This is a genomic window from Enterobacter asburiae (assembly GCF_008080435.1).
In the GTDB taxonomy this organism is placed as follows: Bacteria; Pseudomonadota; Gammaproteobacteria; order Enterobacterales; family Enterobacteriaceae; genus Enterobacter; species Enterobacter asburiae_C.
This window is the reverse complement of record NZ_VRKN01000001.1, coordinates 1-24,917: the sequence shown is the minus strand read 5'-3', so window position 1 is coordinate 24,917 and position 24,917 is coordinate 1. Positions and strand designations below refer to the sequence as shown.

23 protein-coding genes and 2 pseudogenes are annotated in these 24,917 nt (G+C 50.8%); 13 read left to right on the top strand and 12 right to left on the bottom strand.

The features are described from left to right. Positions 1–26: 26 nt before the first annotated feature. A complete protein-coding gene (locus FU672_RS00125) occupies positions 27–1,442 on the bottom strand; it encodes an MFS transporter (RefSeq protein ID WP_148241676.1) in 1,416 nt (471 codons plus the stop codon). A 117-nt stretch (positions 1,443–1,559) separates the two neighbouring features. Here FU672_RS00125 and FU672_RS00120 point away from each other — a divergent pair, with 117 nt between their 5' ends. Then, entirely contained in the window at positions 1,560–2,465 is a 906-nt protein-coding gene (locus FU672_RS00120) for a LysR family transcriptional regulator (protein WP_148241675.1), read from the top strand. Positions 2,466–2,469: 4 nt separating this feature from the next. Here the strand turns inward: FU672_RS00120 and FU672_RS00115 are convergent, their stop codons facing one another. After that, positions 2,470–3,924 carry a Cu(+)/Ag(+) sensor histidine kinase gene (locus FU672_RS00115; protein WP_148241674.1) on the bottom strand — a complete coding sequence of 485 codons (1,455 nt, stop codon included), beginning with the start codon at positions 3,922–3,924 and terminating at the stop codon, positions 2,470–2,472. After that, entirely contained in the window at positions 3,914–4,597 is a 684-nt protein-coding gene (locus tag FU672_RS00110; protein ID WP_148241673.1) for a copper/silver response regulator transcription factor, read from the bottom strand. The genes FU672_RS00115 and FU672_RS00110 overlap by 11 nt, the downstream gene beginning before the upstream one ends. 162 nt (positions 4,598–4,759) lie before the next feature. Between FU672_RS00110 and FU672_RS00105 the strand changes: the two genes are divergently transcribed. The 4 genes from FU672_RS00105 to silA are packed head-to-tail and all read left to right on the top strand — an operon-like array spanning position 4,760 to position 10,928. Continuing rightward, on the top strand, positions 4,760–6,145 hold the full coding sequence (locus FU672_RS00105) for an efflux transporter outer membrane subunit (RefSeq protein ID WP_148241672.1): 1,386 nt from the start codon (positions 4,760–4,762) through the stop codon (positions 6,143–6,145). A gap of 28 nt (positions 6,146–6,173) precedes the next feature. Beyond that, positions 6,174–6,515 (top strand): cation efflux system protein CusF, encoded by a 342-nt coding sequence (gene cusF, locus FU672_RS00100; RefSeq protein WP_148241671.1) that lies wholly within the window; start codon positions 6,174–6,176, stop codon positions 6,513–6,515. An 11-nt stretch (positions 6,516–6,526) separates the two neighbouring features. Continuing rightward, complete coding sequence (locus tag FU672_RS00095; RefSeq protein ID WP_148241670.1) at positions 6,527–7,777, top strand: efflux RND transporter periplasmic adaptor subunit; 1,251 nt, start codon at positions 6,527–6,529, stop codon at positions 7,775–7,777. A gap of 10 nt (positions 7,778–7,787) precedes the next feature. Continuing rightward, positions 7,788–10,928, top strand: a complete 3,141-nt coding sequence (gene silA / locus FU672_RS00090; RefSeq protein ID WP_148242110.1) for a Cu(+)/Ag(+) efflux RND transporter permease subunit SilA — start codon at positions 7,788–7,790, stop codon at positions 10,926–10,928. A gap of 42 nt (positions 10,929–10,970) precedes the next feature. Here silA and FU672_RS00085 read toward each other — a convergent pair whose 3' ends face one another. Together FU672_RS00085 and ssp4 are read right to left on the bottom strand one after the other, a co-directional pair. Further along, the gene (locus FU672_RS00085) at positions 10,971–11,540 is read right to left on the bottom strand and encodes a hypothetical protein (protein ID WP_148241669.1); all 570 of its coding nucleotides are present in this window, start codon (positions 11,538–11,540) and stop codon (positions 10,971–10,973) included. A 15-nt stretch (positions 11,541–11,555) separates the two neighbouring features. Further along, on the bottom strand, positions 11,556–12,521 hold the full coding sequence (ssp4, locus tag FU672_RS00080) for an Ssp4 family T6SS effector (RefSeq protein ID WP_148241668.1): 966 nt from the start codon (positions 12,519–12,521) through the stop codon (positions 11,556–11,558). Positions 12,522–12,850: 329 nt separating this feature from the next. Here ssp4 and FU672_RS25030 point away from each other — a divergent pair. The 5 genes and pseudogenes from FU672_RS25030 to FU672_RS00055 all read left to right on the top strand — a co-directional run. Beyond that, positions 12,851–13,005: pseudogene (locus FU672_RS25030) on the top strand (hypothetical protein); the annotation flags it as partial. Positions 13,006–13,554: 549 nt separating this feature from the next. Further along, positions 13,555–13,824 (top strand): hypothetical protein, encoded by a 270-nt coding sequence (locus tag FU672_RS00070; RefSeq protein ID WP_148241667.1) that lies wholly within the window; start codon positions 13,555–13,557, stop codon positions 13,822–13,824. A gap of 155 nt (positions 13,825–13,979) precedes the next feature. Further along, positions 13,980–15,122, top strand: a complete 1,143-nt coding sequence (locus FU672_RS00065) for an HBL/NHE enterotoxin family protein (protein ID WP_148241666.1) — start codon at positions 13,980–13,982, stop codon at positions 15,120–15,122. Between the two features lie 104 nt (positions 15,123–15,226). Next, on the top strand, positions 15,227–16,114 hold the full coding sequence (locus tag FU672_RS00060; protein ID WP_148241665.1) for an HBL/NHE enterotoxin family protein: 888 nt from the start codon (positions 15,227–15,229) through the stop codon (positions 16,112–16,114). A 35-nt stretch (positions 16,115–16,149) separates the two neighbouring features. Then, positions 16,150–17,241 carry an HBL/NHE enterotoxin family protein gene (locus tag FU672_RS00055; protein ID WP_148241664.1) on the top strand — a complete coding sequence of 364 codons (1,092 nt, stop codon included), beginning with the start codon at positions 16,150–16,152 and terminating at the stop codon, positions 17,239–17,241. An 805-nt stretch (positions 17,242–18,046) separates the two neighbouring features. On the opposite strand, the gene FU672_RS00050 is transcribed toward FU672_RS00055, so the two are convergent. The 4 genes and pseudogenes from FU672_RS00050 to FU672_RS25415 form a co-directional block, all read right to left on the bottom strand. Beyond that, on the bottom strand, positions 18,047–18,598 hold the full coding sequence (locus FU672_RS00050; protein WP_148241663.1) for a TIR domain-containing protein: 552 nt from the start codon (positions 18,596–18,598) through the stop codon (positions 18,047–18,049). 27 nt (positions 18,599–18,625) lie between these two features. After that, positions 18,626–20,089 carry an SIR2 family protein gene (locus tag FU672_RS00045; RefSeq protein WP_148241662.1) on the bottom strand — a complete coding sequence of 488 codons (1,464 nt, stop codon included), beginning with the start codon at positions 20,087–20,089 and terminating at the stop codon, positions 18,626–18,628. A 62-nt stretch (positions 20,090–20,151) separates the two neighbouring features. After that, positions 20,152–20,655, bottom strand: a complete 504-nt coding sequence (locus FU672_RS00040) for a TIR domain-containing protein (protein ID WP_148241661.1) — start codon at positions 20,653–20,655, stop codon at positions 20,152–20,154. A gap of 44 nt (positions 20,656–20,699) precedes the next feature. Next, positions 20,700–20,774: pseudogene (locus tag FU672_RS25415) on the bottom strand (SEC-C metal-binding domain-containing protein); the annotation flags it as partial. A gap of 116 nt (positions 20,775–20,890) precedes the next feature. Here FU672_RS25415 and FU672_RS00030 point away from each other — a divergent pair. After that, positions 20,891–21,175: a hypothetical protein gene (locus tag FU672_RS00030; protein ID WP_262348987.1), complete on the top strand. Its 285-nt coding sequence runs from the start codon at positions 20,891–20,893 to the stop codon at positions 21,173–21,175. Positions 21,176–21,226: 51 nt separating this feature from the next. Beyond that, the gene (locus FU672_RS00025; RefSeq protein WP_148241660.1) at positions 21,227–21,952 is read left to right on the top strand and encodes a DUF8608 domain-containing protein; all 726 of its coding nucleotides are present in this window, start codon (positions 21,227–21,229) and stop codon (positions 21,950–21,952) included. A gap of 611 nt (positions 21,953–22,563) precedes the next feature. Here FU672_RS00025 and FU672_RS00020 read toward each other — a convergent pair. The 3 genes from FU672_RS00020 to FU672_RS00010 form a co-directional block, all read right to left on the bottom strand. Then, on the bottom strand, positions 22,564–22,842 hold the full coding sequence (locus FU672_RS00020; RefSeq protein ID WP_148241659.1) for a hypothetical protein: 279 nt from the start codon (positions 22,840–22,842) through the stop codon (positions 22,564–22,566). Between the two features lie 85 nt (positions 22,843–22,927). Continuing rightward, entirely contained in the window at positions 22,928–23,791 is an 864-nt protein-coding gene (locus FU672_RS00015) for a hypothetical protein (protein WP_148241658.1), read from the bottom strand. A gap of 112 nt (positions 23,792–23,903) precedes the next feature. Continuing rightward, entirely contained in the window at positions 23,904–24,452 is a 549-nt protein-coding gene (locus FU672_RS00010; RefSeq protein WP_148241657.1) for a hypothetical protein, read from the bottom strand. Positions 24,453–24,571: 119 nt separating this feature from the next. On the opposite strand from FU672_RS00010, the gene FU672_RS00005 reads away from it, so the two are divergent. After that, positions 24,572–24,895, top strand: a complete 324-nt coding sequence (locus FU672_RS00005) for an ATP-binding protein (RefSeq protein WP_262348986.1) — start codon at positions 24,572–24,574, stop codon at positions 24,893–24,895. Positions 24,896–24,917: the final 22 nt, after the last annotated feature.

The window sequence follows — 24,917 nt, the reverse complement described above, 5'->3', positions numbered from 1 at the left end:
GTGCAAGCGTAGCGCCGCCGGGCGAATCAGGCTGATGCCCGAACCGCAGGGCGCAGCCTGCTCACGCTAAACAAGACCGATCCCGTCGAGGCGATGACGGCTAGCCACAACGCAAAATGCACGGCCCGGTCATCAAGCGTTTGATGGTCGCCCCCGGTTGTCGCGGCCAGCAGTACGCCCACCGCGGCGGCACCGAGACACTGGCCGAATGTCCTGACGATAGACAACACGCCGGAGGCATAGCTGGCATGTTCCCGCGCCACGTTAGAGAGCATTTCCCGGTTATTGGGGCTCTGAAAGCACCCAAATCCAATCCCGCAAACCAGACTGCGCAGACAGATATTCCATGCGGAAGGGCTGTCCGGCAATGTCGCCAGCAGGACCAGTCCACCGACAAAAATCATCAGCCCGATTGTCGAGATCAGCGGTGCGGAAACCGTATCTGCCCAACGCCCCGCGTGCGGCGCTATCAGCACGATGCCAATCGGCCACGGGGTGAACAGCAGCGCGGAGACCACCGGGCTGTAGCCATATACGCTCTGAAACAGGAACGGCAGCGCGACAAAGGTGATGCCCTGGCTCACAAACGAGGCCAGCGAGGTCAGGGCGGCGAGGGTAAAGCGTCCGTTTTTGAACATCACGGGCGGCAGTATGGGACTTTGTGCGCGCCGAATACGCCAGATAAAGGCGAGGGCGCTGACCAGAGCGAGAAGTCCCCAGCATACAGCCTCCAGGTTAATGTGTTGCGTCACGCGCTGAAGACTGTTGGCCATCATGATTGTCGAACCTAACAGCACGGCGGAGAGCACAGCGCCCGGCGCATCAAAGGGTGAGCGGTCAACGGACGTTTCGCGCGGTAATGCCCGCCATGCCAGCAGCAGGGCGATGCTGCCCGGGATAATGTTAATGGCGAACAACCACTGCCAGCTCAGCGCGTCCAGTAGGGTTCCGCCCAGTACAGGGGCAATCGCCGTGCTGGAGGCGATAAGCAGAGCGTGCAGTCCCAGAATGCGGCCAAGCAGTCGACCCGGAAAAACGGATCGCAGGATGGCCGGGGCGATACTCAGGGTGGCCGCGCCGCCGATGCCCTGCAGAATACGCATCCCGGTTAACATTTCCGGCGTTTTTGCCAGCGCGCAGCCGAGCGAGGTGAGCGTGAAGGTGGCAAGCCCGGCCAGAAAAACCGGGCGGTAGCCCACGCGCGCCGCCAGCGCAGCGAAGATGGCTAACGTCATTGCTGCTGACAGCAGGTAACCGTTGGCGAACCAGACCGCCACGTTCGCGGGAACCTGCATCGCCCTTGCCATGGAGGGCAGCGCGATGTTGATCATGGTGCCGTCAAAGACGCCCATCAGCGTGGTGGTCATGACGGCGGCCATCACCCTGGCGCGTTCATGCCCGGGTAAACCTTCATCGCCGGGCTGGTTTGAAAATAGCGTCATCGTCGTGACTCCGGATAAGAATAGTGATGACGAAACTATAATCATGCGGTATACAGGGCGGAAGACGCATCAGTTGCACTTAATCGTTGCATATAACGCCTTATCTGAGGAGTCATCGTGTCCGATCCTGATTTTAACCTTCTGGTTGCACTCGACATTCTGCTCGCAGAAGCCAGCGTGGCGGGCGCGGCGCGACGTTTGAACCTGAGCACTTCCGCCATGAGCCGCACCCTGAGCAGGCTGCGGGAGGTGACCGGCGATCCTATTCTGGTGCGCGCCGGGCGTCATATGGTGCTGACGCCCTGGGCCGAAGCCACGCGGGATCGCGCCAGAAGCGCCGTGCATGAGGCGAGGGCTGTGCTTCAGCCCTCCACCGACACGCTGAAGGTGGAAAGTCTCGAACGGCTGTTTACCATCAGAGCCAACGACGGTTTTGTGGTGGCGTTTGGGCCACTGCTGATTGCGGCGGTGGCGAGCGTTGCGCCCGGGGTATGCATCCGCTTCTCGCCGAAACCTGAAAAAACGTCGCGCTACTTGCGCGAGGGGCTTGTCGACCTGGAGATCGGCGTGCAGAGCAATATGGGGCCTGAAATACGGCTGCAAAGGCTCTTTCAGGATCGGTTTGTTGGCGCGGTGCGCAAGGGGCATCCGCTGTCATCACAGCCTGATGTCAGCCTTGACGATTATATCGCGTGGGGCCATGTGGTGGCCTCACCGGACGGATCGTTACACGGGTTTGTCGATGACGCGCTGGCGGAACGGGGGATGAAACGCAAGATCGCCAGCGTGGTGCCCGGGTTTCCGACGGCGTTATCCGTGGCGCTGGCGTCCGATCTGATTGCCATGGTGCCGGCGTTGTACTTGCTCAATCAGCCGATGAACGAGCGCGTACACGTCTTTGAGCTGCCGTTTAAAACCCGGACCATTACGGTGTCACAAATGTGGCATCCGCGGATGGAAAGGGAGCCGGGGCATCGATGGCTCAGGGAAAAAGTACTGGAAGTGTGTCGGCCTGTACGCTGACGCCTCAGGTCACTTTTCCCGGCACGGAGAGGATGAAGCGTGTCGAGACCCCATCCGATTCCACGCGGACTTTTCCGTGGTGCGCGGTGACGATGGACTTCACGATGGCAAGCCCGATCCCGCTGCCTTCGCCTTTGCGCTGCCTGGACGGATCGACGCGATAGAAACGGTCAAACAGCTTTGGCAGATGCTCGTGCGGGATCGGCGTACCGGGATTTTCTATCATCAGTTCAACGACGTTATCCTGATTTCTGATGGAGACCGTCACCGCTTTCCCTGCTGGCGTATAGCGCAGGGCATTGGAGAGCAGATTATTCATTGCTCTTCTGAACATCTGAGGATCGCCTTCTATCAGGCAGGGCATCCCGTTAAATTTCAGCGTGATGTTGCGTTCTTCCGCCCAGGCTTCGAAGAAATCGAAGACTTTCATCACCTCGGCACTTAAATCAAACATCACCCGGTCAGGGATGAGCTGATTATTATCCGCTTGTGCCAGGAAAAGCATGTCGCTGACCATCCGGGTCATCCGGTTGTACTCTTCAAGACTGGAGTAAAGAACATCTTCCAGCTCTTTCTGTGAGCGGTTCTGGCTCAGCGCGATTTCCGTTTGCGTCACCAGGTTGGTGATGGGGGTTCTGATTTCATGCGCGATATCGGCGGAAAAATTCGCCTGACGGGTAAACACATCTTCAATTTTTTCGATCATATGGTTGAAGGAGATGACCAGCTGTTCCAGCTCAACGGGCACGCGGGACGGCTCCAGCCGCGCATCCAGGTTTTCTGAAGTGATATTTTTAATGGCGTTGCTGACGTTACGCAGGGGCAAATGTCCCTGACGAACCGCGATGCGAATGACAAGGATAATCAGCAGGCTGATCGCCGTGGCAATCGCCAGGAGATTCTTTTTTAGCGCCTCAAGGTAGTGCAGATGAAAATTAATGGAGAGCCCGATCAGCATGACGTAGTCCTGCGTTTTGCCCTGCAGCGTTGCCGTTCCTGAAGAGGCGATAATCCGGTACGTTTCCATTTTCATGTCGGACCCGGCGTGCATGTTTGCGGCAGGGTCTTCAACCGTCCAGAGAAACACATCCTGTGTGCGACGGTGTTCGCTAAAATCCGCCGTGTTCATCGCAGGGCCCAGTGCCGCCCCTTGCGCCGAGCTGAACAGGGTATTTCCCTGCGGATCCAGGAGCAGGACGGCCACGTTGCGGTAGCTGGCAATCGACTCTTTGATCTTGCTGATTTTCTTTTGATCGGGATCGACCGGCGATTGCAGTATGCGGTGCATCGCGGTGCTGATTTGCTGCAGATCGCTGATATCCTGCTCGGCAAAATGCTTTTCAACGGAATGGAGCATAAACCAGGTAAACGCGAAAAAGGCCAGTATCGTGGAGAGACTGATAAAAAAGGTCAGCCGCAGGGCAAGCGAAAAAGGGCGCCTGGGGAGATTAACGTGCATCCGGCACCTCCAGCATATAGCCCACGCCGCGCACCGTCTGGATCAGCTTCGGTTCATAATCGTTATCGATTTTTGCACGAAGCCGCTTTACCGCCACATCAATTGCGTTTGTATCGCTGTCAAAATTCATGTCCCACACCTGGGAGGCAATCAGGGAGCGTGGAAGCACCTCTCCCTGATGACGCATGAAAAACTCCAGCAGGCTGAACTCTTTGCTGGTTAACAGGATGCGACTTCCGGCCCGGTTTACCTTTCTCGACACGAGGTCAACCGTCAGGTCTGCTACCTGAAGCTGGCTTTCTGCGATCACCGTATTTCCGCGCCTTAGCAGCGTTCTGACCCGGGCGAGCAGTTCAGCAAAGGCAAAAGGCTTAATCAGGTAATCATCAGCGCCCAGTTCAAGCCCTTTAACCCGGTGTTCAATCGTGCCGAGAGCCGTGAGTAACAGTATGGGCATTCCTTTGCCGGCGGCGCGGAGCATGCGGACAATGTCCCAGCCGTTCACATCGGGCAGCATGATATCCAGAATCAGCAGATCGTATTCAGCGGTCATGGCGAGATGGTAGCCGTTCAGACCATTATCCGCGTGGTCCACAACAAACCCCGCTTCAGTCAGCCCCTTGCTCAGGTACTCACCGGTTTTAATTTCGTCTTCGACGATCAGTATTTTCATCGTGCCCCCCTGACTGGCTGCTGATGACATTCTAGTGAGCCTGCGACCGTTAACAATGACTTACGCTAAAAATGACAACATTGTCATTATCCTGTCACCCGTCAAACAGGATGCGTTCCGTAGAGTAGCCCTAAAACTACTCTGGACTTCATTTGAACCGTTATGTTCCTGTTAAAACGACTAAGCATCAGTACGGTATTTATCCTGGCAGGCTGCGTCTCCCTGGCCCCAGAATACCAGCGACCGGAAGCACCTGTACCCCAGCAGTTTTCGCTCTCCCGTAACGGCCTGACGCCAGCAGCGGCGGGGTATCAGGACACCGGCTGGCGACGCTTTTTTGTCGATCCTCAGGTTGCCGGATTGATTACGGAAGCCCTGAACAACAATCGCGATGTAAAAATGGCCGCCCTGAAGGTCGAGGAAGCCCGGGCGCAGTTCAACGTGACGGATGCGGATCGTTATCCTCAGTTGAACGCCTCCTCGGGTATCACATACAGCGGTGGTCTGAAAAGTGACAAACCCACCACGCAGCAGTACGACGCGGGCCTTGCGCTTAGCTATGAACTCGACTTCTTCGGCAAGCTGAGGAACATGAGCGATGCCGACCGACAAAACTATTTCGCCAGCGAAGAGGCCCGTCGCGCGGTGCATATCCTGCTCGTCTCTAACGTGTCGCAGAGCTATTTCAACCAGCAGCTGGCGTATAAACAGCTGCGTATTGCGCGGGAAACGCTGACAAATTACCAGCAGTCTTATGCGTTCGTTGAGCAGCAGCTGGTGACGGGCAGTACGAATGTCCTGGCGCTGGAACAGGCCCGGGGACAGATCGAAAGCACGCAGGCAGAGATTGCCAAAAGAGAGGGGGAGCTGGCGCAGGCCAATAATGCCCTGCAGCTGGTCCTCGGCACGTATCGCGCGCTCCCGGGCAACAGCGGCCTGAACGCCAGCGACGTTGCGCCGGTAAAACTGCCTCCCCATCTTTCCTCAGCGATACTGCTGCAGCGCCCGGATATTATGGAAGCGGAGTATCAGCTTAAAGCGGCCGATGCGAATATCGGCGCGGCGCGCGCTGCTTTTTTCCCGTCCATATCGCTAACCAGCGGGCTTTCAACAGGCAGCACGGAGTTGTCCAGCCTGTTCACGTCAGGGAGCGGGATGTGGAATTTTATTCCTAAAATTGAACTTCCCATTTTTAATGCGGGCAGGAATAAAGCCAACCTGAAGCTGGCCGAAATTCGCCAGCAGCAGTCGGTTGTTAATTACGAACAAAAAATTCAGTCCGCCTTCAAACAGGTTGCCGACGCGCTCGCGCTGCGGGACAGCATCAACCAGCAGCTTGCAGCGCAACAACGGTATCTTGATTCGCTACGCATCACCCTGCAGCGTGCCAGAGGGTTATATTCCAGCGGGGCGGTCAGCTATATCGAAGTATTAGACGCGGAACGTTCGCTGTTTTCTACACAGCAAAATATTCTCGACCTTATTTATGCCCGGCAGGTTAATGAAATTAATCTCTTCACCGCGCTCGGCGGCGGTTGGGTCGAATAACGTTATTTAATTAAACAGGAAAATAAACATGCGCAATTCACTTAAGGCTGTTGTATTCGGTGCGATCTCCATTGTGTTTTCTGCCGGTCTCCAGGCTCAGACCCATCAGCACGAGGGGATGAGTGCTGCCAGCGAAGGGACCTCAGAGCAGCTCATCACCGGGACCGGCATCGTGAAGGACATTGATCTCACGAATAAAAAAATCACGATTTCTCATGAAGCGATCCCGGCGATTGGCTGGCCCGCGATGACCATGCGTTTCACCTTTATTCAGGTTGACGAGAGTATCAATGCCTTGAAAGTCGGCAGTCATGTTGATTTTTCATTTGTTCAGCAGGGCAATATTTCTTTACTGAAGAGCATTAAATAGCGAGAAACGGCATGGCCTCTTTAAAAATAAAATATGCTGCCATGATAGTCAGCAGCCTTATTGCGGGAGGGCTGATATCGGTGACGGCATGGCAGACTCTTCATTCATCTGGAAAAACAGAAAATAGCGTCGCTGAAAGAAAGGTGCTTTTCTGGTATGACCCGATGAAACCCGACGTAAAATTCGATAAACCCGGTAAATCGCCGTTTATGGATATGGATCTGGTGCCGAAATATGCGGATGAAAACGACAATAAAAGCAGCGCCGGTATACGTGTTGACCCGACTCAGGTCCAGAACCTGGGATTAAAAACGCAAAAGGTGACGCGCGGAACGCTGAATTATGCCCAGACGATACCGGCCAACGTCAGCTATAACGACTATCAGTTTGTCATTGTGCAGGCGCGCGCGGAAGGCTTCGTGGAGAAAGTGTACCCGCTGACGACGGGCGATAAGGTGACGAAAGGCACGCCGCTTATTGATATTACCATTCCTGACTGGGTAGAGGCGCAGAGCGAGTTTCTGCTGTTATCCGGCACCGGCGGAACGCCGACCCAAATAAAAGGGGTCCTGGAACGACTTCGGCTGGCGGGTATGCCGGATGAGGATATTCAGAGGCTGCGTGCGACACGAACCATCCAGACCCGGTTTACCATCAGGGCGCCGATCGACGGGGTGATCACGGCCTTTGACCTGCGTACCGGCATGAATATTTCCAAAGATAAGGTGGTGGCGCAAATTCAGGGGATGGATCCGGTCTGGATCGGCGCGGCAGTGCCTGAATCCATTGCTTATCTGCTGAAAGATACCTCGCAGTTTGCTGTTTCGATACCGGCTTATCCGGATAAATCCTTCCCGGTTGAAAAATGGAGTCTTCTGCCGAGCGTGGATCAAACCACCCGTACGCTGCAGGTGCGCCTGCAGGTCTCTAACAGGGATGAGCTGCTGAAACCGGGCATGAATGCTTACCTGAAGCTGAATACCCGAAGTCAGGAAATGCTGCTGATCCCCTCCCAGGCCGTTATTGATACCGGCAAAGAACAGCGCGTCATTACCGTTGATGCGGAAGGGAATTTTGTACCAAAAAGGATCCACGTTCAGCATGAATCTCAGCAGCAGTCCGGCATTGGTAGCGGACTGGAAGAGGGGGAGTCGGTGGTGGTCAGCGGTCTGTTCCTGATTGACTCGGAGGCCAATATTACCGGTGCGCTGGAGCGCATGCGCCACGCTGAAACTGCTGACGACGCGCATTCTGGCCATTAAGGAGACGATGATGATTGAATGGATTATCCGGCGGTCAGTCGCCAACCGTTTCCTGGTCATGATAGGGGCGCTGTTCCTCAGCGTCTGGGGGACATGGACCATCATCAACACCCCGGTCGATGCCTTGCCCGATCTGTCTGACGTTCAGGTGATTATCAAAACCAGCTATCCCGGCCAGGCCCCGCAGATTGTTGAAAACCAGGTCACGTATCCGCTCACCACTACTATGTTGTCGGTTCCCGGCGCTAAGACCGTGCGCGGTTTTTCTCAGTTTGGTGATTCGTATGTGTATGTCATTTTTGAGGACGGCACCGATTTGTACTGGGCGCGTTCGCGCGTGCTGGAGTATCTGAACCAGGTTCAGGGCAAACTGCCCGCCGGCGTGAGCTCTGAAATCGGCCCTGATGCCACGGGCGTGGGCTGGATATTTGAGTATGCGCTGGTCGATCGCAGCGGAAAACACGATCTCGCAGAGTTGCGCTCATTGCAGGACTGGTTCCTGAAATTTGAGCTGAAAACTATCCCGAACGTGGCCGAAGTGGCCTCTGTCGGCGGCGTGGTGAAGCAGTATCAGATCCAGGTCAATCCGTTAAAACTGGCTCAGTATGGCATTAGTCTACCCGAGGTTAAGCAGGCCCTTGAGTCGTCTAACCAGGAGGCAGGGGGATCGTCAGTTGAAATGGCGGAAGCGGAGTATATGGTCCGGGCCAGCGGTTATCTGCAGACGATGGACGATTTCAATAACATCGTCCTGAAAACCGGAGGGAACGGGGTACCGATTTACCTTCGTGATGTTGCCCGCGTACAAACGGGGCCGGAAATGCGGCGCGGTATTGCCGAGCTGAACGGGCAGGGGGAAGTTGCGGGTGGCGTGGTGATCCTGCGTTCGGGCAAAAACGCGCGCGAGGTCATTACGGCGGTGAAAGATAAACTGGAGACGCTGAAGGCCAGCCTGCCGGAAGGCGTTGAGATTGTGACCACCTACGATCGCAGCCAGTTAATCGATCGGGCTATCGACAACCTGAGTTCCAAGCTGCTCGAAGAGTTTATCGTGGTGGCCATCGTCTGCGCCCTGTTCCTGTGGCACGTTCGCTCTGCGCTGGTCGCGATTATCTCTCTGCCGCTTGGCCTGTGTATTGCCTTTATCGTCATGCATTTCCAGGGACTGAACGCCAATATCATGTCGCTGGGAGGCATTGCCATTGCCGTCGGCGCGATGGTGGATGCCGCCATCGTCATGATTGAAAACGCGCACAAACGGCTGGAAGAGTGGGATCACCAGCATCCGGGAGAGCAGATTGACAACGCCACGCGCTGGAAGGTGATCACCAACGCCTCTGTAGAGGTTGGCCCCGCGCTGTTTATCAGCCTGCTGATCATCACCTTATCTTTCATTCCTATCTTTACCCTGGAGGGTCAGGAAGGGCGGCTGTTTGGTCCGCTGGCCTTCACAAAAACGTACTCCATGGCGGGCGCGGCCGCGCTGGCCATCATCGTTATCCCCATCCTGATGGGATTCTGGATCCGGGGTAAAATCCCCGCCGAGACCAGTAACCCATTGAACAGGCTGCTGATTAAAGCCTACCATCCGCTACTGATTAAGGTGCTCCACTGGCCAAAAACAACCCTGCTGGTTGCGGCCTTATCCATCTTCACGGTGATCTGGCCCCTGAGTCAGGTGGGCGGCGAGTTCCTGCCGAAGATTAATGAAGGTGATCTGCTGTATATGCCGTCAACATTGCCGGGCGTTTCTCCGGCAGAAGCGGCGGCGCTGTTACAGACCACGGACAAGTTAATCAAAACCGTCCCTGAAGTGGCCTCCGTTTTTGGTAAAACGGGTAAGGCAGAGACCGCAACGGATTCCGCTCCGCTCGAAATGGTGGAAACCACGATTCAGCTCAAACCTGAGGATCAGTGGCGGCCCGGCATGACAATTGACAAGATTATTGACGAGCTCGACAAGACCGTTCGTTTGCCCGGCCTGGCTAACCTCTGGGTTCCGCCCATTCGTAACCGCATTGATATGCTCTCGACCGGGATCAAAAGCCCCATTGGTATCAAGGTGTCAGGTACCGTACTGTCTGATATCGACGCCACGGCGCAGAGCATCGAGGCGATAGCCAAAACGGTGCCGGGCGTGGTGTCTGCCCTGGCCGAACGTCTGGAAGGCGGGCGCTACATTGATGTCGATATCAACCGGGAAAAAGCCTCCCGCTACGGGATGACGGTGGGCGATGTGCAGCTGTTCGTCTCCTCGGCTATCGGCGGGGCGACGGTGGGAGAAACGGTGGAAGGTGTCGCCCGATACCCGATTAATATTCGCTATCCCCAGGACTACCGGAATAGCCCGAACGCGTTGAAGCAGATGCCTATCCTCACGCCGATGAAACAGCAGATCACGCTGGGCGATGTGGCGGATATCAACGTGGTTTCCGGCCCCACGATGCTGAAAACGGAGAATGCCCGACCTGCGAGCTGGATTTATATCGATGCCCGCGGCAGGGATATGGTGTCGGTGGTGAACGACATTAAGACGGCTATCAGTCAGAACGTAAAGCTGAGACCGAGTACCAGCGTGTCATTCTCCGGACAGTTTGAACTGCTCGAGCATGCCAACAAGAAACTGAAGCTGATGGTGCCGATGACGGTGATGATCATCTTCATTCTGCTGTATCTGGCGTTCCGCCGCGTGGATGAAGCGTTGCTGATCCTGATGAGTCTGCCGTTCGCCCTGGTTGGGGGAATATGGTTCCTCTACTGGCAGGGCTTCCATATGTCAGTCGCAACCGGCACTGGCTTTATCGCCCTGGCCGGGGTAGCGGCAGAGTTTGGGGTAGTCATGCTGATGTATTTGCGTCATGCCATTGAAGCGCATCCGGCGTTGTCCAATCGGGACACGTTCACCGAACAGGGGCTTGATGACGCTCTTTATCATGGAGCCGTGCTGCGCGTGCGGCCAAAGGCGATGACCGTCGCGGTGATTATTGCCGGTCTGCTGCCCATTCTGTGGGGGACCGGTGCCGGGTCAGAAGTCATGAGCCGGATAGCGGCGCCAATGATCGGTGGGATGATTACGGCACCGTTGCTATCGCTGTTTATTATTCCTGCTGCGTATAAGTTAATTTGGTTGCGCAGGCATAAAAAGCCATAAAAAAACCCGCCGGTAGCGGCGGGTTTTTTACGTGATGAATGCTTAGCGCGCCTTGCTGATAAGCTTGCGCCAGGCTCTGTTATGCAGAGTAAACAGCAGCATCTTATAAAAAGCGGTAGAGAGGATACAGCTGCCGCTAAGCCCTAGCATGACAATACTCACCAGCGCTGCGGTCAGACTGACGCCTGGAAAAGAGGGACCGCTCAGCGCGGCCAGTAGATAGACTATCGTTAGTACCAGGCTTATAACCGCCAGCGTAAGATGTAAACGCACGGCGCGCATGCTGCCTTTGCCAATCATAAACATCGTCATGCCGTTAAGGCCAGCGAACAGAAGGGCGATGAGGACAACCCAGACGAATACGTGTCCCGCTGGCTGGTTGAGTCCGGCGAGCACGCCATACCCCAGCCACAGCTGAGGAATAGCGAAACTGACAATCACCCCGAGAGTACTGATTGCCGCTGGAATACCCATGGTGTGTAGACCCACAGGCTTGCCCATTTCTTCAGCCAACTGAGTCTTTAGCTGTTGCAGCTGTGTCGTGGAGGCATTGCTTATGCTGGTAGCCACCTCGTTACAGTGTTGCAGGCGACGGGAAAAAACTTTAACCATTTGAATACTCAGAGTTTAGTTAGGTGAAAATGACTGCAACAGACCGACTACATAGCGCCCGGACTGGACGGTGTTTTGAGGATTGCGGATCGTCCCCGTGAGTGAACTGCCCACAAAGGCCGATGCGTTGTTCACAGCACTCATCAGCTCACGTTGCAGTGATTTTTGTAATGATTCGCTGGGGAAACGTTTCGGGTAGACGCCTGCGCGGATCGCTGCCTTCACGCCGGCACTGGAGATACCTGGATTCTGCGCTTTAATGATCTCTTCCGTGATGCGCTTACGCTCAGCACGGCTCAGGCTTTGGAACCAGGCGGTAACTTTACTTGAGGATGCCGCTTTCATCAGCTTGTACGTTTCTAAAGTACCTCGAAGCGCGGTTCCTGCCGCAGCCAGCGAAATGACATCCAGAACCGTCGTGGTAGCTACGTACCAGTCCTGGCTGTCGAGCCAGGCAACATCGGAACCATGATCGTTATGGATAGCCAGCAGACGGCCCGCGCCAATCATGCATTGTGCGCCCGTTGCCAGCGTACCGGACAAGCTAATCGCGGCAATCACACCGGACCCGCCAGCGGTAAAAGGCACTGCCGCACCGGCACCAAACGCCATGACAAGCGTAACAATCATCGCGCCACAGGCGAAACCAGTTGAGGTAATTTCTGTAGCAAGTGACGGAGTCGTTAGCGTCGCCACCACAGCTTTTTGTGCACTGATTTCCTTAGCATCCGGAATTTTACTGATTACCACATGGCTGACGGTGCTCTGATTCACATCAGCAATGCGTCGAGATGGGCGAACCAGCCAGCGTTGCTTGCCATCATCAAAAATGATGCCGACATTGTAAAAGTTACGCGTGCAGTCGAGTTGCGCGGCCAGTTTTTTAAAATCGATATCAGCACCAGCCTGAAGGCCTAAGCTGCGCGAGAGGTCATAACCGGGGAGAGTGGCGTCAGGCGACGGCTGACCGGGTAAGTTCATCAGAGAGCTCCTTCATTCCGTGAGGACAAGTAGATAGCAGGGTAATTTATTGAAAAAATTTATGATTCGGACGATAAGATTTAGATAATAGCAGCGTTAACTCGGTGATCAAATGATATTGCTCGTGTGAAATGTAAACGATGCCAGGGGGGGGAAGTCATAGGTATCTGTGGTATTGGGGGATTGCCCTGAATGCTGCTGCCGTGGATAAACGCGTAAAAGCGGTGAGAGGGAAGACAACTATGAGGGTTTTGAATGGACGCTTTATGGCTTCTTTTCTGATGTCCATATCTTATTTAACTTATGTTTAGTAAAAATCCATTTCATAAGATGATGAGTCCCGTCGAGTGGGTGTGGATGCACGGGTGACAATTGACGGCACGGTCTGGGAAGTGGAGTCGGATATGGCGGGTGAAACCGTGACCCTGCTGTGGGGGGCGACGACGAAATCCTGGCGGAGTTTGCCGGTGAAACTGAAAACCCGCAGGTGACTTTGCGGTTTTTTTATTCCAGCCGCAAAAAAGGTCGACAAATCAAAATTTAAAATATTTATACAATTAAGTTTTGATTAATAAATAGATTAACAATTAACGACTGCTTAATTATTAATCTAAAACAAAAAACGATTTTTTTGCCTTTTTCTTGATGAAGGGGTATTTATTCTGATAACAATTAACCACTTGAGATTTTGTTCTGGATTAAGAGGTGGTGGCCGTTATTGGTGCTTTGTTTATGTCATTAGATGGCGTATTGTACTATATAATTCGCAAGGCAGTAAAATGAAATTCCGTATTACTAAAGTCAGTTGCGGGAAGTGATTGCACCACCCATATTTAAGAACGTTCTGATTGCCAGTTATTGCACTGGCAAAAATATAAAATATATCACAAGCAGCTTCTGCCAGATTGAAGTTTGCGGGTTTTTTGTTGACAAATCTGTATGGAAATAAATGGATCCCAGAAACCATTTCAAAATAGATGGGGCGAACTCCGAAAAGCCAAATGAGTAGGATGACTAATATCGAGGCAATATCATGTCGAATCAAGAGACTATTGTTGGTGGCTGGACGGCTTATCATACGTTGACCGAAAAAGATTGGCAGGTATTTAAAGAAGCCATGGCGGGATTTGTTGGTGTATCGTATGAGCCGCAGGCCGTCTCAACGCAGTTAGTGGCTGGGACAAATTATCGTTTCAAGTGCCTTGCTTCAATTCCGCCTGCCTTAGTGGTGTGGGAATCTATTGTTGAAATCTTCCAGCCTTTGCAGGGGGCTCCACATATTGTCGGAATCACCAGAATCTGAATTTTCGATTAATACTGTGTCAATGCGTGATTTAGGAAAATAAAGCACGATTTCCTTGGTTTGAAACGACCTGATTGACCACGGACAATATGTTTTATATTTAACTGAGTTCAAAAAGTTCACTCCGATCTTAGTAACAGAAAGGGTACTTAATAATGTTAAATCATATTCTACAGGCTGGCACCAATCCGTCGATTAACAGTAATAACATGAAAGCGAGCGCTGATGCCTCAACCACGGCAGCCGTGATTATTCAAAACTATGTCGGCACCATTTTAACACAGGCCGATCTCTCCCTGCCGGATATATTGCCCGATCTACCGGAACATCAGGCAAAGGCCAGAGACCATGCCACATCCTGGCGTGATGTCATACAGCCGCAAATGATCTCAACCAATACGGATATTGTGAGCTTCTCTAATAATTTTGATTCCTATTATGATCCTTTGGTTAAGCTGGCGGTAAAAATACAGCAAAACCCTTCGGACACAGCATCAATTAATACTTTTAAACTGGGTGTTCAGCAACTTCAGGCGCTGGTCGCTCAAAAACAAACCGCTACGCATACCGTGGTTAATTCAGTGGGCGGTTTCCAGACCACGCTTGCCGAAGATGCCCGCAATTTCGCCAGTGATTTTACTACGGCAGAAGCGGCATTAGCCGGTAAAGACGGACAAATTGCCGCACTGGGTAAACAAATCGACGCTATTAATTCCGCCATGAGTAAAGACTTGACTATGATTGCAGCGGGTTCAACCGCCGCAGTGGTAGGAGGATTAATGATTGCCGTGGGGGCACTGGCGGAAATTGCGACCGCAGGTGTCAGTACCGCACTGATTGTCGGTGGTTTGGTGGTCGTCGGGGCTGGTGCTGGTGTTGCCATTGCCGGGGGAGTTGACTATGCCAAGCAAACCAGCGCGCTCAGCACGGCCATTACGACCAAAACAAAACTACAACAACAGTATTCTGCCACCAAAAACGTGAATACGATTGTTCAGAACCTTTCGGGCCAGGCATCCGCTGCCGTTCAGGCCGCGGGTTCTTTACTGGCAGGTTGGCAGACGCTTGAACAGGACTTTATTGTCTTCCAGTCGGCGCTGACCAGCGCGACCCCCGATTTAGGCTATTTCCTGATCGCGCAACTCAATGCGGCGAAAGCGGACTGGGATGATGTTGGCAATCATGCCCGTAAGCTATTGGATTATGGTTCTTTACCGGTCAGCAACGCATCGGTCACCAGCGGGGGGATCCTGTTGCCTAACCCAACGGCGACGTTTGCACGGCTGGCTGCTGCATAGCGTTCATCAATCAGGCCCGTGAGGGTCTGATTGTTTTAACAGACAAACCGGACGCATCATTTCACGATGATGCCAATAAGAGACCCTTGTCTAAGGTTCAGAGTATGCCAGCATTGAAAGTCAGCTTTACTCAGGCATTAACGGCTCAACAAAATGTGCGTCAACAGATGACGCAGGTCGCACAACAATTAGAACAGCTTCCGCCCATTAACGATCCGCAGATCCCCGACCTGAATGGAAATATCTTCTCCGTCCACAACCATGCGAATTATTATCTGTCTGACATTGTGGTGAAAATGGATTTGTTGTATTCCGCGGTTATCAAATTTGGAGACGAGCTGAATTCTACGGTTGCCAACATCCGTACTGAATTAAATGGTCCTGACGGACAGGAATATCTCACAAAAGCTCAGGGTCAGATTAAGCAATTACTCTCCGACAGCGCGCCGCTATCCGCCTCTCTGAATGATTTCAATGAGGTTGTTATTTCCTTTAATAATGACATTACGAAGGATTCAAGGAACTTGTTAGCCGATCAGCAAAGGGCGCAACAGTTATTAGCTGCCGATCGGGCAAGGTTAGAGGCTCTTAACGCTCAGCTGAATGCGCTGAATGCTGAGCTTGAAAGTAAAAAGAGGATGGAAATTATCATCGGCATTTTTACTCTTGGGATTGGCGCCGCCATTATGGAATTAACAGGATATGTGCAAAGCACGGAGCGGGCGATTGGTCAGGCGCAACAGGAAACGGGGATGCTTTATCAGGAAATAGGACAACTCGGCGCCACCAGTGATGCACTGAACGCATTGACCAAAGGAACCGCTATTTTGTGTGGCCTGACACAATCTCTTCAACATGGCTGGCAAACCGTGACGGCCGAGCTGTCGGAGGTCACCCAACAACAGGTGACTGCGGATTTTCTTATAGTCTCCGTTAATACCGTGCAGGCGAACTGGCAGGAAGTGATGCGCACCGTTGAGCAATTGCAGTAAGGCAAAAACCAATTAACAACTTTGAGGTTTTCATTATGATCATGCAAGCCATTGCAGCTGCGAAAAATGATACTGAATCATCATCAACCAATGCCTTAATGACAGGTATTCAGGGCATCGGTGCTTCATCGATTGCTCAACAGACTTATGCGAGCACTGTATTATGTCAACCCAACATTCATTTAGATATTTTACCTGATCTTCCTGCACAGCAGGCTATTGCGCGCGATCAGGCGCAGGAATGGTTGTCCTCGATTAATCCGGCGGCCATCTCTTCTCTGGTGAATGTGCGTAATTTTTCGAACCAGGTGGGGGCTTATGTCGATGCACTTCTTCCGGTGGCACAAAAATATGACATGGGGGATAAAAGCCAGCTTCCTTATATCCAGCAGGGCATCCAGCAGCTGCTTTCTCTTGCTCAGAAAAACGTCACTTCCACAGGGGGGTTTGTCGATAACGTCCAGGTTTATGTGAATGGGATCAACAGCAGTCAGAGCACATTTAAAGCGGCTAAAGAAACCGTTCAGACGCAAATTACCGGTGATAAAGGGGAAATATCGGCACTCCGGCAGAAGCTAAACGATCTGAATAAACAGATGGATGCAGATATTGTGCAGATTTCGGCGGGAGCGGTGAGCGACATTATAGGGATCGGCATGATTGTCATTGCGGCCACAACAATTATCGAAACCGGTGGGGCAACGCAAACGCTTCTGGCTGCGGGTATTACCCTGGTCGCGGGCGGAACGCTGGCGATGACCATAAGCTCTGCCGATATCGTCAAAGCGCAAAAAGAGTACAGCACAACGTTGACCAATCTCGTCGGGCTTGAATTGGAGGTGGCTGTTTTTGACACGGTTTATAACCAGCTGACGGCCAGTGAAAGACTTTCTCAGTCTGCCATTGATGCCGCTAAGCTACTGGTCAACGGATGGCAGACCGTTGCTGATAGCTACCAGCAAACGCTGGCCGACCTGCAGCAGAGTTCAAAAGGGTATCTGGCACTGAGGCTGAGCGCGATGAAACGCCAGTGGCAACAGCTAGGCGAGCAGGCGGGAAGCGTGATGCAGTTAGGGCCGCTGCCTTTCAATACTGTTCCCGCAAATGAACTGAAGTCGAGTGCATGACAAGCGAAGATTAATATTTGGCTGCTGCTGCCCGGCAACCGCCGGGCAGACAGGCTTTTTAGAACAGAACAGATACCGGTCTTTGAGGCAAGAAAAGGGATGCCTGTTATGAATTCGTAACGTGTTGATTTATGGAGAAGCAACTGTCGAAGATGAAGTTATTGGGCACCGCATTCTATTTAACTTATGTTGCGTGAAATCTAAGTTCATAGCTAATTCTGCATCTATTGTATTGTTTTAATGCAATTTATAGTTTTCCATACATAATTCACTTCATGAACCAATACCATACACATGCAGCCCGTTCATGCTCTGGCTGGTGCTGGCCACAAAATCAGCACATAACGCCTTCGTCACCTCAATGGTTCTGAGGCAAATTGCACCGAACCCAGCTTGTCCTCCGAAAATGACAGAAAACGGAAACGACCAGATTGAAGGATGAATATCCCGCGTTCTTGTATTCCGCCTGGGATAAATGATGTTGAACATGTTTCGTTTTTACTTCTTCGTCCAATCAGTACACGACTGACCGAGAGCTCGACTTTATGGCCGTACATTCCCGGGCATAGCCGGGCCCAGCGTTTGTGACCTGATAGGAGCTTTGTGCTGCATCCCGAGTCTCCTGTCCTGCGATGGGGATGGTTGTGCTACCAATATCTGGAGGCAAACTATGCAAAACAACCTTCAATCTCCTGAAAGCGTGATCCTCGGTGTAGATACACATCTTGATATTCATGTCGGGGCTATTATCAGGATATGTCTACGGTTGTGGGGTCAGTCCACTTTGCTCTTAATGCACACCATCCTAGTATCCAGACAACCATGATCTAAGAGTGACGGCAGTATTGGCTTTGTGGTCTAGCACCATCCAAAGGTGATTTGGATGCCCCTCCAGTTCTCCCCAAACAATTCGTCTGTATAAGCCTAAGTACTCCCAGGATGTCCAGGAATCTTGACCCACAGTATCGGATGCCGGAAAAATTGCTATTTTTCCGAGCCCCTTAGCACCGTCAGCAATACCGAGTTCCCAGGGAACCCAACGGCTATCCTTGCTGTTGCTGCTCGTCAAAAGAACAAAGCGTTTCGTCTGATTGATTCTTTGCTTCAATAGTGCCGCAGTTTCGTCAGTGGTATAGGGTGGCATCTCCGGATCGATTTCATCGACATAGACTACACCGCCATGGTTTTGAATAACTTGCATAGCTCCGATAACCAAATCTTTGTCTTTGCTGGAGTGGGAAAGAAAAGTACTGGATGACTGGCTTCTTGATGCCGTTATTAATGATTTTTGCAAATCTGCCGGAGCTAGATTTGCTGAAAAGCTTCGCAGTTCTGAAGTGGTGACGTTACGGGCCATAAATTTATAGTCTCAACACCAAACGAGTCAGGATATCTTTGCAATTCTATCAATGAGTTCAAAGAGCAGTGTAATCAGTCGGTCGCGGCTTTTTTGATCAAGAAGTAGCGACGGATCAGCGAGCGCCCTCAGTTCCTTATCAGAGGGGCGTTGTGCCACGGCCCCTTCGGTGGGCAGGGGAGAGCTTAACAGTTGCTCGCAGATGTCTTTAGCTGCCCCGCCAGTTGCTGCGATGGGGATTAAGAAGGCGCCGCTTGCTTTTGCACATTCGAACTCTTGCAATACGCCGTCGGCTGAAATGAGTGCTCCGTCAAGTAGTTTTACACCCCCCACAAAAATCACAATTCCTGCTTGCCTAGCCAGCTCGTTCCTCAGGGCGTTCCACTCGCGTTCATTTGGCGCGCTACCTTGCAGAGGCTGGGGAAATGGGCGTGCAACAAGGCGGCGGTCTAGGTCCCACCCTCCGCCATTACGTAGTGCCGCGAGAAATCCTGATATAGACGCAGAGCCGATCAACACACCCGCCCCTGTCACCAAATCCCGATTCGATTCGCCAATCTTGCGGCCTATACTTTCGACAAAGGCGTGAATGTTGGAGGCCTCCGCACCACCGTGCTCAATCGGCCAACTCCCACTCACCCAAACACGCCTAGCAGCGACGCGTCGCTCTACCTTTCGTAGCAGCTCAGGGACTTCGTCGTAATTGTCAATTTCAACGACAAGAAGCCCGTAGCGTTTCAGATCTTTTGCCCACAAGTCGTGTTGGGTTGAACGCGCTTTGTATTCATCATCGGATGAAAAATCAGCACGTTGTGGTGGGCGTACGATGGCGAAATGCTCGGGGGGCGCATCTTTGAAGCTTTCCCGGATTAGCGATAGCACATGTCTAATATTGGGGTCGGTGAAACTGATTCCCACGAAAAGCATTGACATACTTGTCAGATGAGCCAGGAAAAGAGGTAGGTAGGCCCCTCTTTTCGACCTGAATAATTCATAGTCGTCGGTGGATATCACAATATCGTCAAGCCTATCAACCGAGCCATGCATCTTATAAAGTCGTGCGGCGCCCGGCGTTGCTTTAAGCGCCAGGTTGTCTGCACCGGAGATAGGTTCAAGAGGCCGATTGATAGCTTGGAAGGCTCGCTCAATCAACCGATCATAGTTAGTTGTCCAGATATGCCGGATAGGCAACCGGGCAATCACTTCTGCGGTGTCTGGTATCGGTCTGTCGGGACTAATTTCTTTCTTTATCACTTCGCGGACGCGTGTTGCCCCACCGGTTGCCTGAATGCTCCACTGTGCCAATGCTGCAAGATCATGTACGTTTTTGGAGCTAACCCCCAGTTCTTCGCCAATTTCTCCCAATAGCTCAAACCAGGATGGATAACCTGCAGCCATTGAAACGCCTGCTCCAATAAAAATGGCGCCCGTCCCGTCATTCAACGCATTCGGATATTCTTTTAAGAAGCGATTCATAGCCGCTTTGGTCATACTAGTATTCCTTGAAGTATGAGAGTTTGTTTTTTTTAACTCTGTCGATCGAAACTTAACTTTTAAGGTTTGTAATCTTTGCGAATTTGAATAGCTTCCTCAATCCATGCCTCGATGTTGTTTTGAATCGACGCATAGATGGCTTTGCTATCCGAACCGATTGGTGTTTTCAATCTTGCGTAAGTTGATAGGTTGATGGTCCCGCTTTTTAGTGTAACGCTGTCGAAAGGATTCGCCCCGGCAGTTGAAGTTTTCTGTTCGCTGTTGAGGAGACCATTTATACGGATGCCTAGTACACCCTTGCCTGAGTTCCATCCTTTAACTATCTCTTCTATTACCCAAGGTCGGTTCGCCGTTTCTGCTCCAACGAGAACAACCACACAGGATTTTCCACTCAGATTCTCATCAATCCACTTTTCAATTGCTGCATTGCCTTTTCTCTTAACTTCTTCCCATGCATTGGGTTTATATAAGGTCTGTCCCTCAATCACGCCGATGTTACGTACTTGCTGGGTGCGCCAAAAGTCATTGTCAAAATGAAAGCTAAAAAATACTTTTCTGGCCATAATATGACTCCTTTTAAAATCGTTAGCTGTTCAGGTCATCTAGGTTAGTTGACAAGATGATTCATCTTGATGCAACACCGACCATGACACTTTTTATACATCAAGCCAGAGTCACAGGGATAGTAGTCATTTCTTCCTGCTGACCCGAGATGTTCTTAGACCAACATAAGTTGTCCTAGCACTCAGACGCCAACACGAGGTACCCCTAAATGAGCTGCGAACATTGTCAGGAACTGTGCGTGAATACGTTATCCGGGCACCAGATCAACTACAAAAAGCAATTCGTATTGCCAGAAACGCGCTGGATGAAGGAACGATGTCCGAAATTGAAACGACGAATGGCTGGAATCAATATAGCTTCCACGAGTATGCTGAGAAAATGGTGTGGGCCGATATAGTTGATTATCATTTTGCATGTAACTATTGCCGAACTCAGTTCGTTCTTGGCGCTGAAACCTACCATGGCAGCGGTGGCTATTGGTCACCCGAAAATGAAACGCCATCTGAAATAATTGACTGACCCCAATAATAGTAAGCAGACACACCAGCGAATACGGACGACAAAAAAGCCATGAATCCATCACTTTTGACCCGTTTTACCGAAAACCATTGTCCGAACTGGGCATGCCCATCCTGTCACTCAACTTCTCTGGCCATAAAGGACGGAACTTTTCATTACGCAGCGCTTCCAGAGTCTGTCGCTCGTTGGCAGGAGCCTGAGGGGGAATACGAGGACATTTATCTGGTCTTCAGCTGCCTGCTGAAATGTGAACGTGCCCGTTGTGAAACGGTTGTCGCTGTCAGTGGTAGCGGTGGTGTTCATTCAAATCACGGAGAAGACGGTGATGAGCCATATTACGAGCTGTTTCAGGTCAGACATTTCACTCCACCACTACCGGCCTTTACCATTCCGCCGCATTGCCCGGGAAGTGTTGCTCAACCAGTAATGCAGTCATTTGGGCTGTTTTTGAGTGCTCCAGGAGCCGCAGCTAACATGATACGTATTGCCCTTGAAGAGCTGATGACTGCGCTGGGGGTACCACAAATGCGTTCACTCCACATGAGAATTGAAGCGCTACCTGAACAATTCGGTGAGCATAAAGCTGCCCTGATGGCTATTAAATGGCTGGGTAATGTGGGAAGTCATGAGCTGGACCGCGTCAATGCCTTTGACATCGATCAAGCTTACCGGATCATTGAGTTTGTTCTCAACAAGATTTACGCAGGCTCAACGAAGAGTATTAAACAGCTGGCGGCTAGTCTGGATAAGCGTTTTCGTCCAGAGCAAGGGAACTGAATCCGGGTCAGGTCATTGGCCGCAAATAGACTGGAACATCTGTATCAACCGGCGCTGCCTTTTGTTTGTATTCGCAAATCAGGAGTATAAGAAGAAATATATGTGAATCAACCGGTCTCGGCCTGGCCGTCACTGACGATAAGCTGGAGCCTTGAACCAACTGAATGGATCTATTCTTTCGATGGCTGTTATCCAGCTTGGGTAAAAAATGACGTTCTGATCCTCGGTTAGGCACTGATAGCAGAAATTCATAATAATTTTGTTTTAAATAATAGAATCAATAAGATATATGTGTTTTGGCCAAGGGAAATCACCGGTTAAATGTTGCTAATCTGGCTGGAGGAAAACATATTCCCTTCCTGGCCATAAACAGTCATAAAGCGGGTCTTACAGTACTCTTACCGTCGGTCGTATGGCTGCCTTAGCACGCTGTATGAAGTGAACGTTGCTTTGATTTTTGGTGTTACGGGACCGGGCTTTAAGAAGATTTTAGACGTTACGCCATACGCAGGGCGAATTGGGAGGGATGTAATTCCGCAGGTATGAGGCTGGCGAGGTATAACCGATACTCACTGTGGAAGCTCGGTTCACACCACAAGGGTTTGTACTGCTTACCTTGCCAATTTATGGTGCGAAATGATCGCATTTTGTATACTACAGTATGCATTAAATACGTTATTGTATAGTGTAATATACAATAAAAATTGTTGTACAGGCGTACCAGTTGAACTCACATCGAATGCCAATAGTACCATCTCAAGCTCAAGCTTTTGTTCGTCAAATTGCCGCACCGTCTGTTCAAAAACAGGGCGCTTCTCAGTCCCCAGACCGAAGCCACGTAATCCATCAAGCTCTATGATCAGGTCGATAATGGGTTGTGCTGCGCGCACGCACCAACGCATCGTCTAACTGAGGAATGTTTTCATTGTTTGCTCATCGTCATAGATTTTCCTCATCCTGAGGATGAACTAAGACTTAACTCAGCTTCGCAAGAAAAAGATAGTATTCCCTAAGTTCATACAGTTGCAGCTCCCCGTCAAATCGGTGGAAGCCCTTATTCATCAACAACTCTGAAGGCTGCCACGCCTCCTCACCCCCTCTAATCTCCGAGAATGTTTTTTGAGGCGTCAGGGCGGCTTTTAAATTTTTAGGCATATCATTAGGAGAAACGATAGTAAAATCCGCAAACTGATAGTATTTATAAAAGCCACGCTGACAATATCTCCACTTTGAATCTCCATTAAAATCTTCGTCCAGATTTGACAGATATAATGAAAAGGAGAAATACCAAATTTCGGTATTGCCACAAAAATCGGTGATTTCAATGTAACGATGATATCTGTTGAACAATCTGTCATTAGGACTGTCTGATTCTGAATTTTTACCCATTGCCGAAAAATAAGGAAAAAGGGGTGTACTATAAAAACTAAAAAGATCCTGATGCGCATATCTTAGGGGGAATTTTTTCCTGTTGGGCAAGTTGTCCACAACGCAAACCGTTTTGTTGATACCGATATACTCCCGATCTTCCAGGTCATCAAAAATCTGAGTTCTACGAATACCTCCGAGTAGAGATATTACATTAATTTGATAATCAAAATCGATGACATCTGACACGACTGAATCATGTATCTTAACCGTGAAGTTGGGGCTAAAAAGATAACGCTTTAGCCAAGATTTTCGTTTTATAACAACAGCATAACTACCCCTAACGTTATAGCTAGATAAGCGAGAGTTTCTTTTGTTTAACACCAATGAAACAATGGCAACAACTAAAGACAGGATAGCGACTGTAGATGAAAAAAGAACCGCAATATTTGCTTTAACAAAGGTATCCAACGACATCATCTCCCTTACGTCAACCCTAAAACTGGATTGGTATGCTTAGAATCCCTACTGCTTTTATGAACCAATTATCATGTAAGTAATACGACAACTGGGCTGACCCTCTTTATCGCTCAGATTTATTAAGGCTATCCATACTGTTTTTCCTTTGCCGAAAATCCTGCTCAGTGGCAACACGCATTCGAATAAATGTTGCTTCAGAAAAATCAGCAAATGCTTGAGTAAATGGCAGGTATACCAAGATTCGCCATTCATTATTGATTTCCCTTGCCGAGTATGGATGATAGATTTCACCGTCTTCGTCGACACGATCGATGCGAAAGAGACGCCCATTAGGATATGCCGACTTTTCTGAAAAATGACGTATAAAAATTTTCATTACCTCAGCCGGATAACCAGGATGGACGCTTTGCTCATAGCCGTCAGTCAACAATTCAAGAATGGCTCCTTCCTCGCTTCGATAACAGGTACGTATACTGGTTTCATCAAAAATCTCTTCTGGTACCACGTAAGGTGGACCATTGTACCAATGCATATCACGCCCAGGAGCGATTTCAATAGCCAGAATCGTCCTTGTTCCCACATCCGTGCACTGCCATAACTGGCCCGCACATGTCAAAAAGAACGTTCCAATTTGAAAGTCTGTAATTTTCATATCGAATCCCATTTTTCGATTTTTCAGCTAACGTGCCACCTATATCACACTATCAATTTGAGTAGACTGGGGGAATACTTGATGCAGGTAAACGCACACCAGATCGGATTGAGGGGACAATGAACGAAACCATCGAAAAACTGATTGCCAGTGGAAAGGAAGGGCCATGGTGGGACTTTAAACAAACCTATCACCAAAACAATGCAACCCTTATTCACGATATCCTCTGCATGGCAAACCTCCTGCATGACGGTGACCGGTATCTGATTTTTGGTGTGACTGATGCAGGGTTGATTGCCGGCGTGCCGGAAAATGGCAAGCAACTTAGCCAGGCAAATTTAATCGATCTGTTAAGAAAAGTGAATTTTGCAGAACATCAATGTCCAGATATTAGACGTCAACTACCTTGGCCGATACGCGTCAACTACTCTGGCCGCCTTTGAGTTATTTCTTAGCTGACTGCTG

Coding starts and splice junctions, on each gene's coding strand:
- FU672_RS00125 (WP_148241676.1), bottom strand. CDS start 1,442: ATGACGCTATTTTCAAACCAGCCCGGCGATGAAGGTTTACCCGGGCAT.
- FU672_RS00115 (WP_148241674.1), bottom strand. CDS start 3,924: ATGCACGTTAATCTCCCCAGGCGCCCTTTTTCGCTTGCCCTGCGGCTG.
- FU672_RS00110 (WP_148241673.1), bottom strand. CDS start 4,597: ATGAAAATACTGATCGTCGAAGACGAAATTAAAACCGGTGAGTACCTG.
- FU672_RS00105 (WP_148241672.1), top strand. CDS start 4,760: ATGTTCCTGTTAAAACGACTAAGCATCAGTACGGTATTTATCCTGGCA.
- cusF (WP_148241671.1), top strand. CDS start 6,174: ATGCGCAATTCACTTAAGGCTGTTGTATTCGGTGCGATCTCCATTGTG.
- FU672_RS00095 (WP_148241670.1), top strand. CDS start 6,527: ATGGCCTCTTTAAAAATAAAATATGCTGCCATGATAGTCAGCAGCCTT.
- silA (WP_148242110.1), top strand. CDS start 7,788: ATGATTGAATGGATTATCCGGCGGTCAGTCGCCAACCGTTTCCTGGTC.
- FU672_RS00085 (WP_148241669.1), bottom strand. CDS start 11,540: ATGGTTAAAGTTTTTTCCCGTCGCCTGCAACACTGTAACGAGGTGGCT.
- ssp4 (WP_148241668.1), bottom strand. CDS start 12,521: ATGAACTTACCCGGTCAGCCGTCGCCTGACGCCACTCTCCCCGGTTAT.
- FU672_RS00070 (WP_148241667.1), top strand. CDS start 13,555: ATGTCGAATCAAGAGACTATTGTTGGTGGCTGGACGGCTTATCATACG.
- FU672_RS00065 (WP_148241666.1), top strand. CDS start 13,980: ATGTTAAATCATATTCTACAGGCTGGCACCAATCCGTCGATTAACAGT.
- FU672_RS00060 (WP_148241665.1), top strand. CDS start 15,227: ATGCCAGCATTGAAAGTCAGCTTTACTCAGGCATTAACGGCTCAACAA.
- FU672_RS00055 (WP_148241664.1), top strand. CDS start 16,150: ATGATCATGCAAGCCATTGCAGCTGCGAAAAATGATACTGAATCATCA.
- FU672_RS00050 (WP_148241663.1), bottom strand. CDS start 18,598: ATGGCCCGTAACGTCACCACTTCAGAACTGCGAAGCTTTTCAGCAAAT.
- FU672_RS00045 (WP_148241662.1), bottom strand. CDS start 20,089: ATGACCAAAGCGGCTATGAATCGCTTCTTAAAAGAATATCCGAATGCG.
- FU672_RS00040 (WP_148241661.1), bottom strand. CDS start 20,655: ATGGCCAGAAAAGTATTTTTTAGCTTTCATTTTGACAATGACTTTTGG.
- FU672_RS00025 (WP_148241660.1), top strand. CDS start 21,227: ATGAATCCATCACTTTTGACCCGTTTTACCGAAAACCATTGTCCGAAC.
- FU672_RS00010 (WP_148241657.1), bottom strand. CDS start 24,452: ATGAAAATTACAGACTTTCAAATTGGAACGTTCTTTTTGACATGTGCG.
- FU672_RS00005 (WP_262348986.1), top strand. CDS start 24,572: ATGAACGAAACCATCGAAAAACTGATTGCCAGTGGAAAGGAAGGGCCA.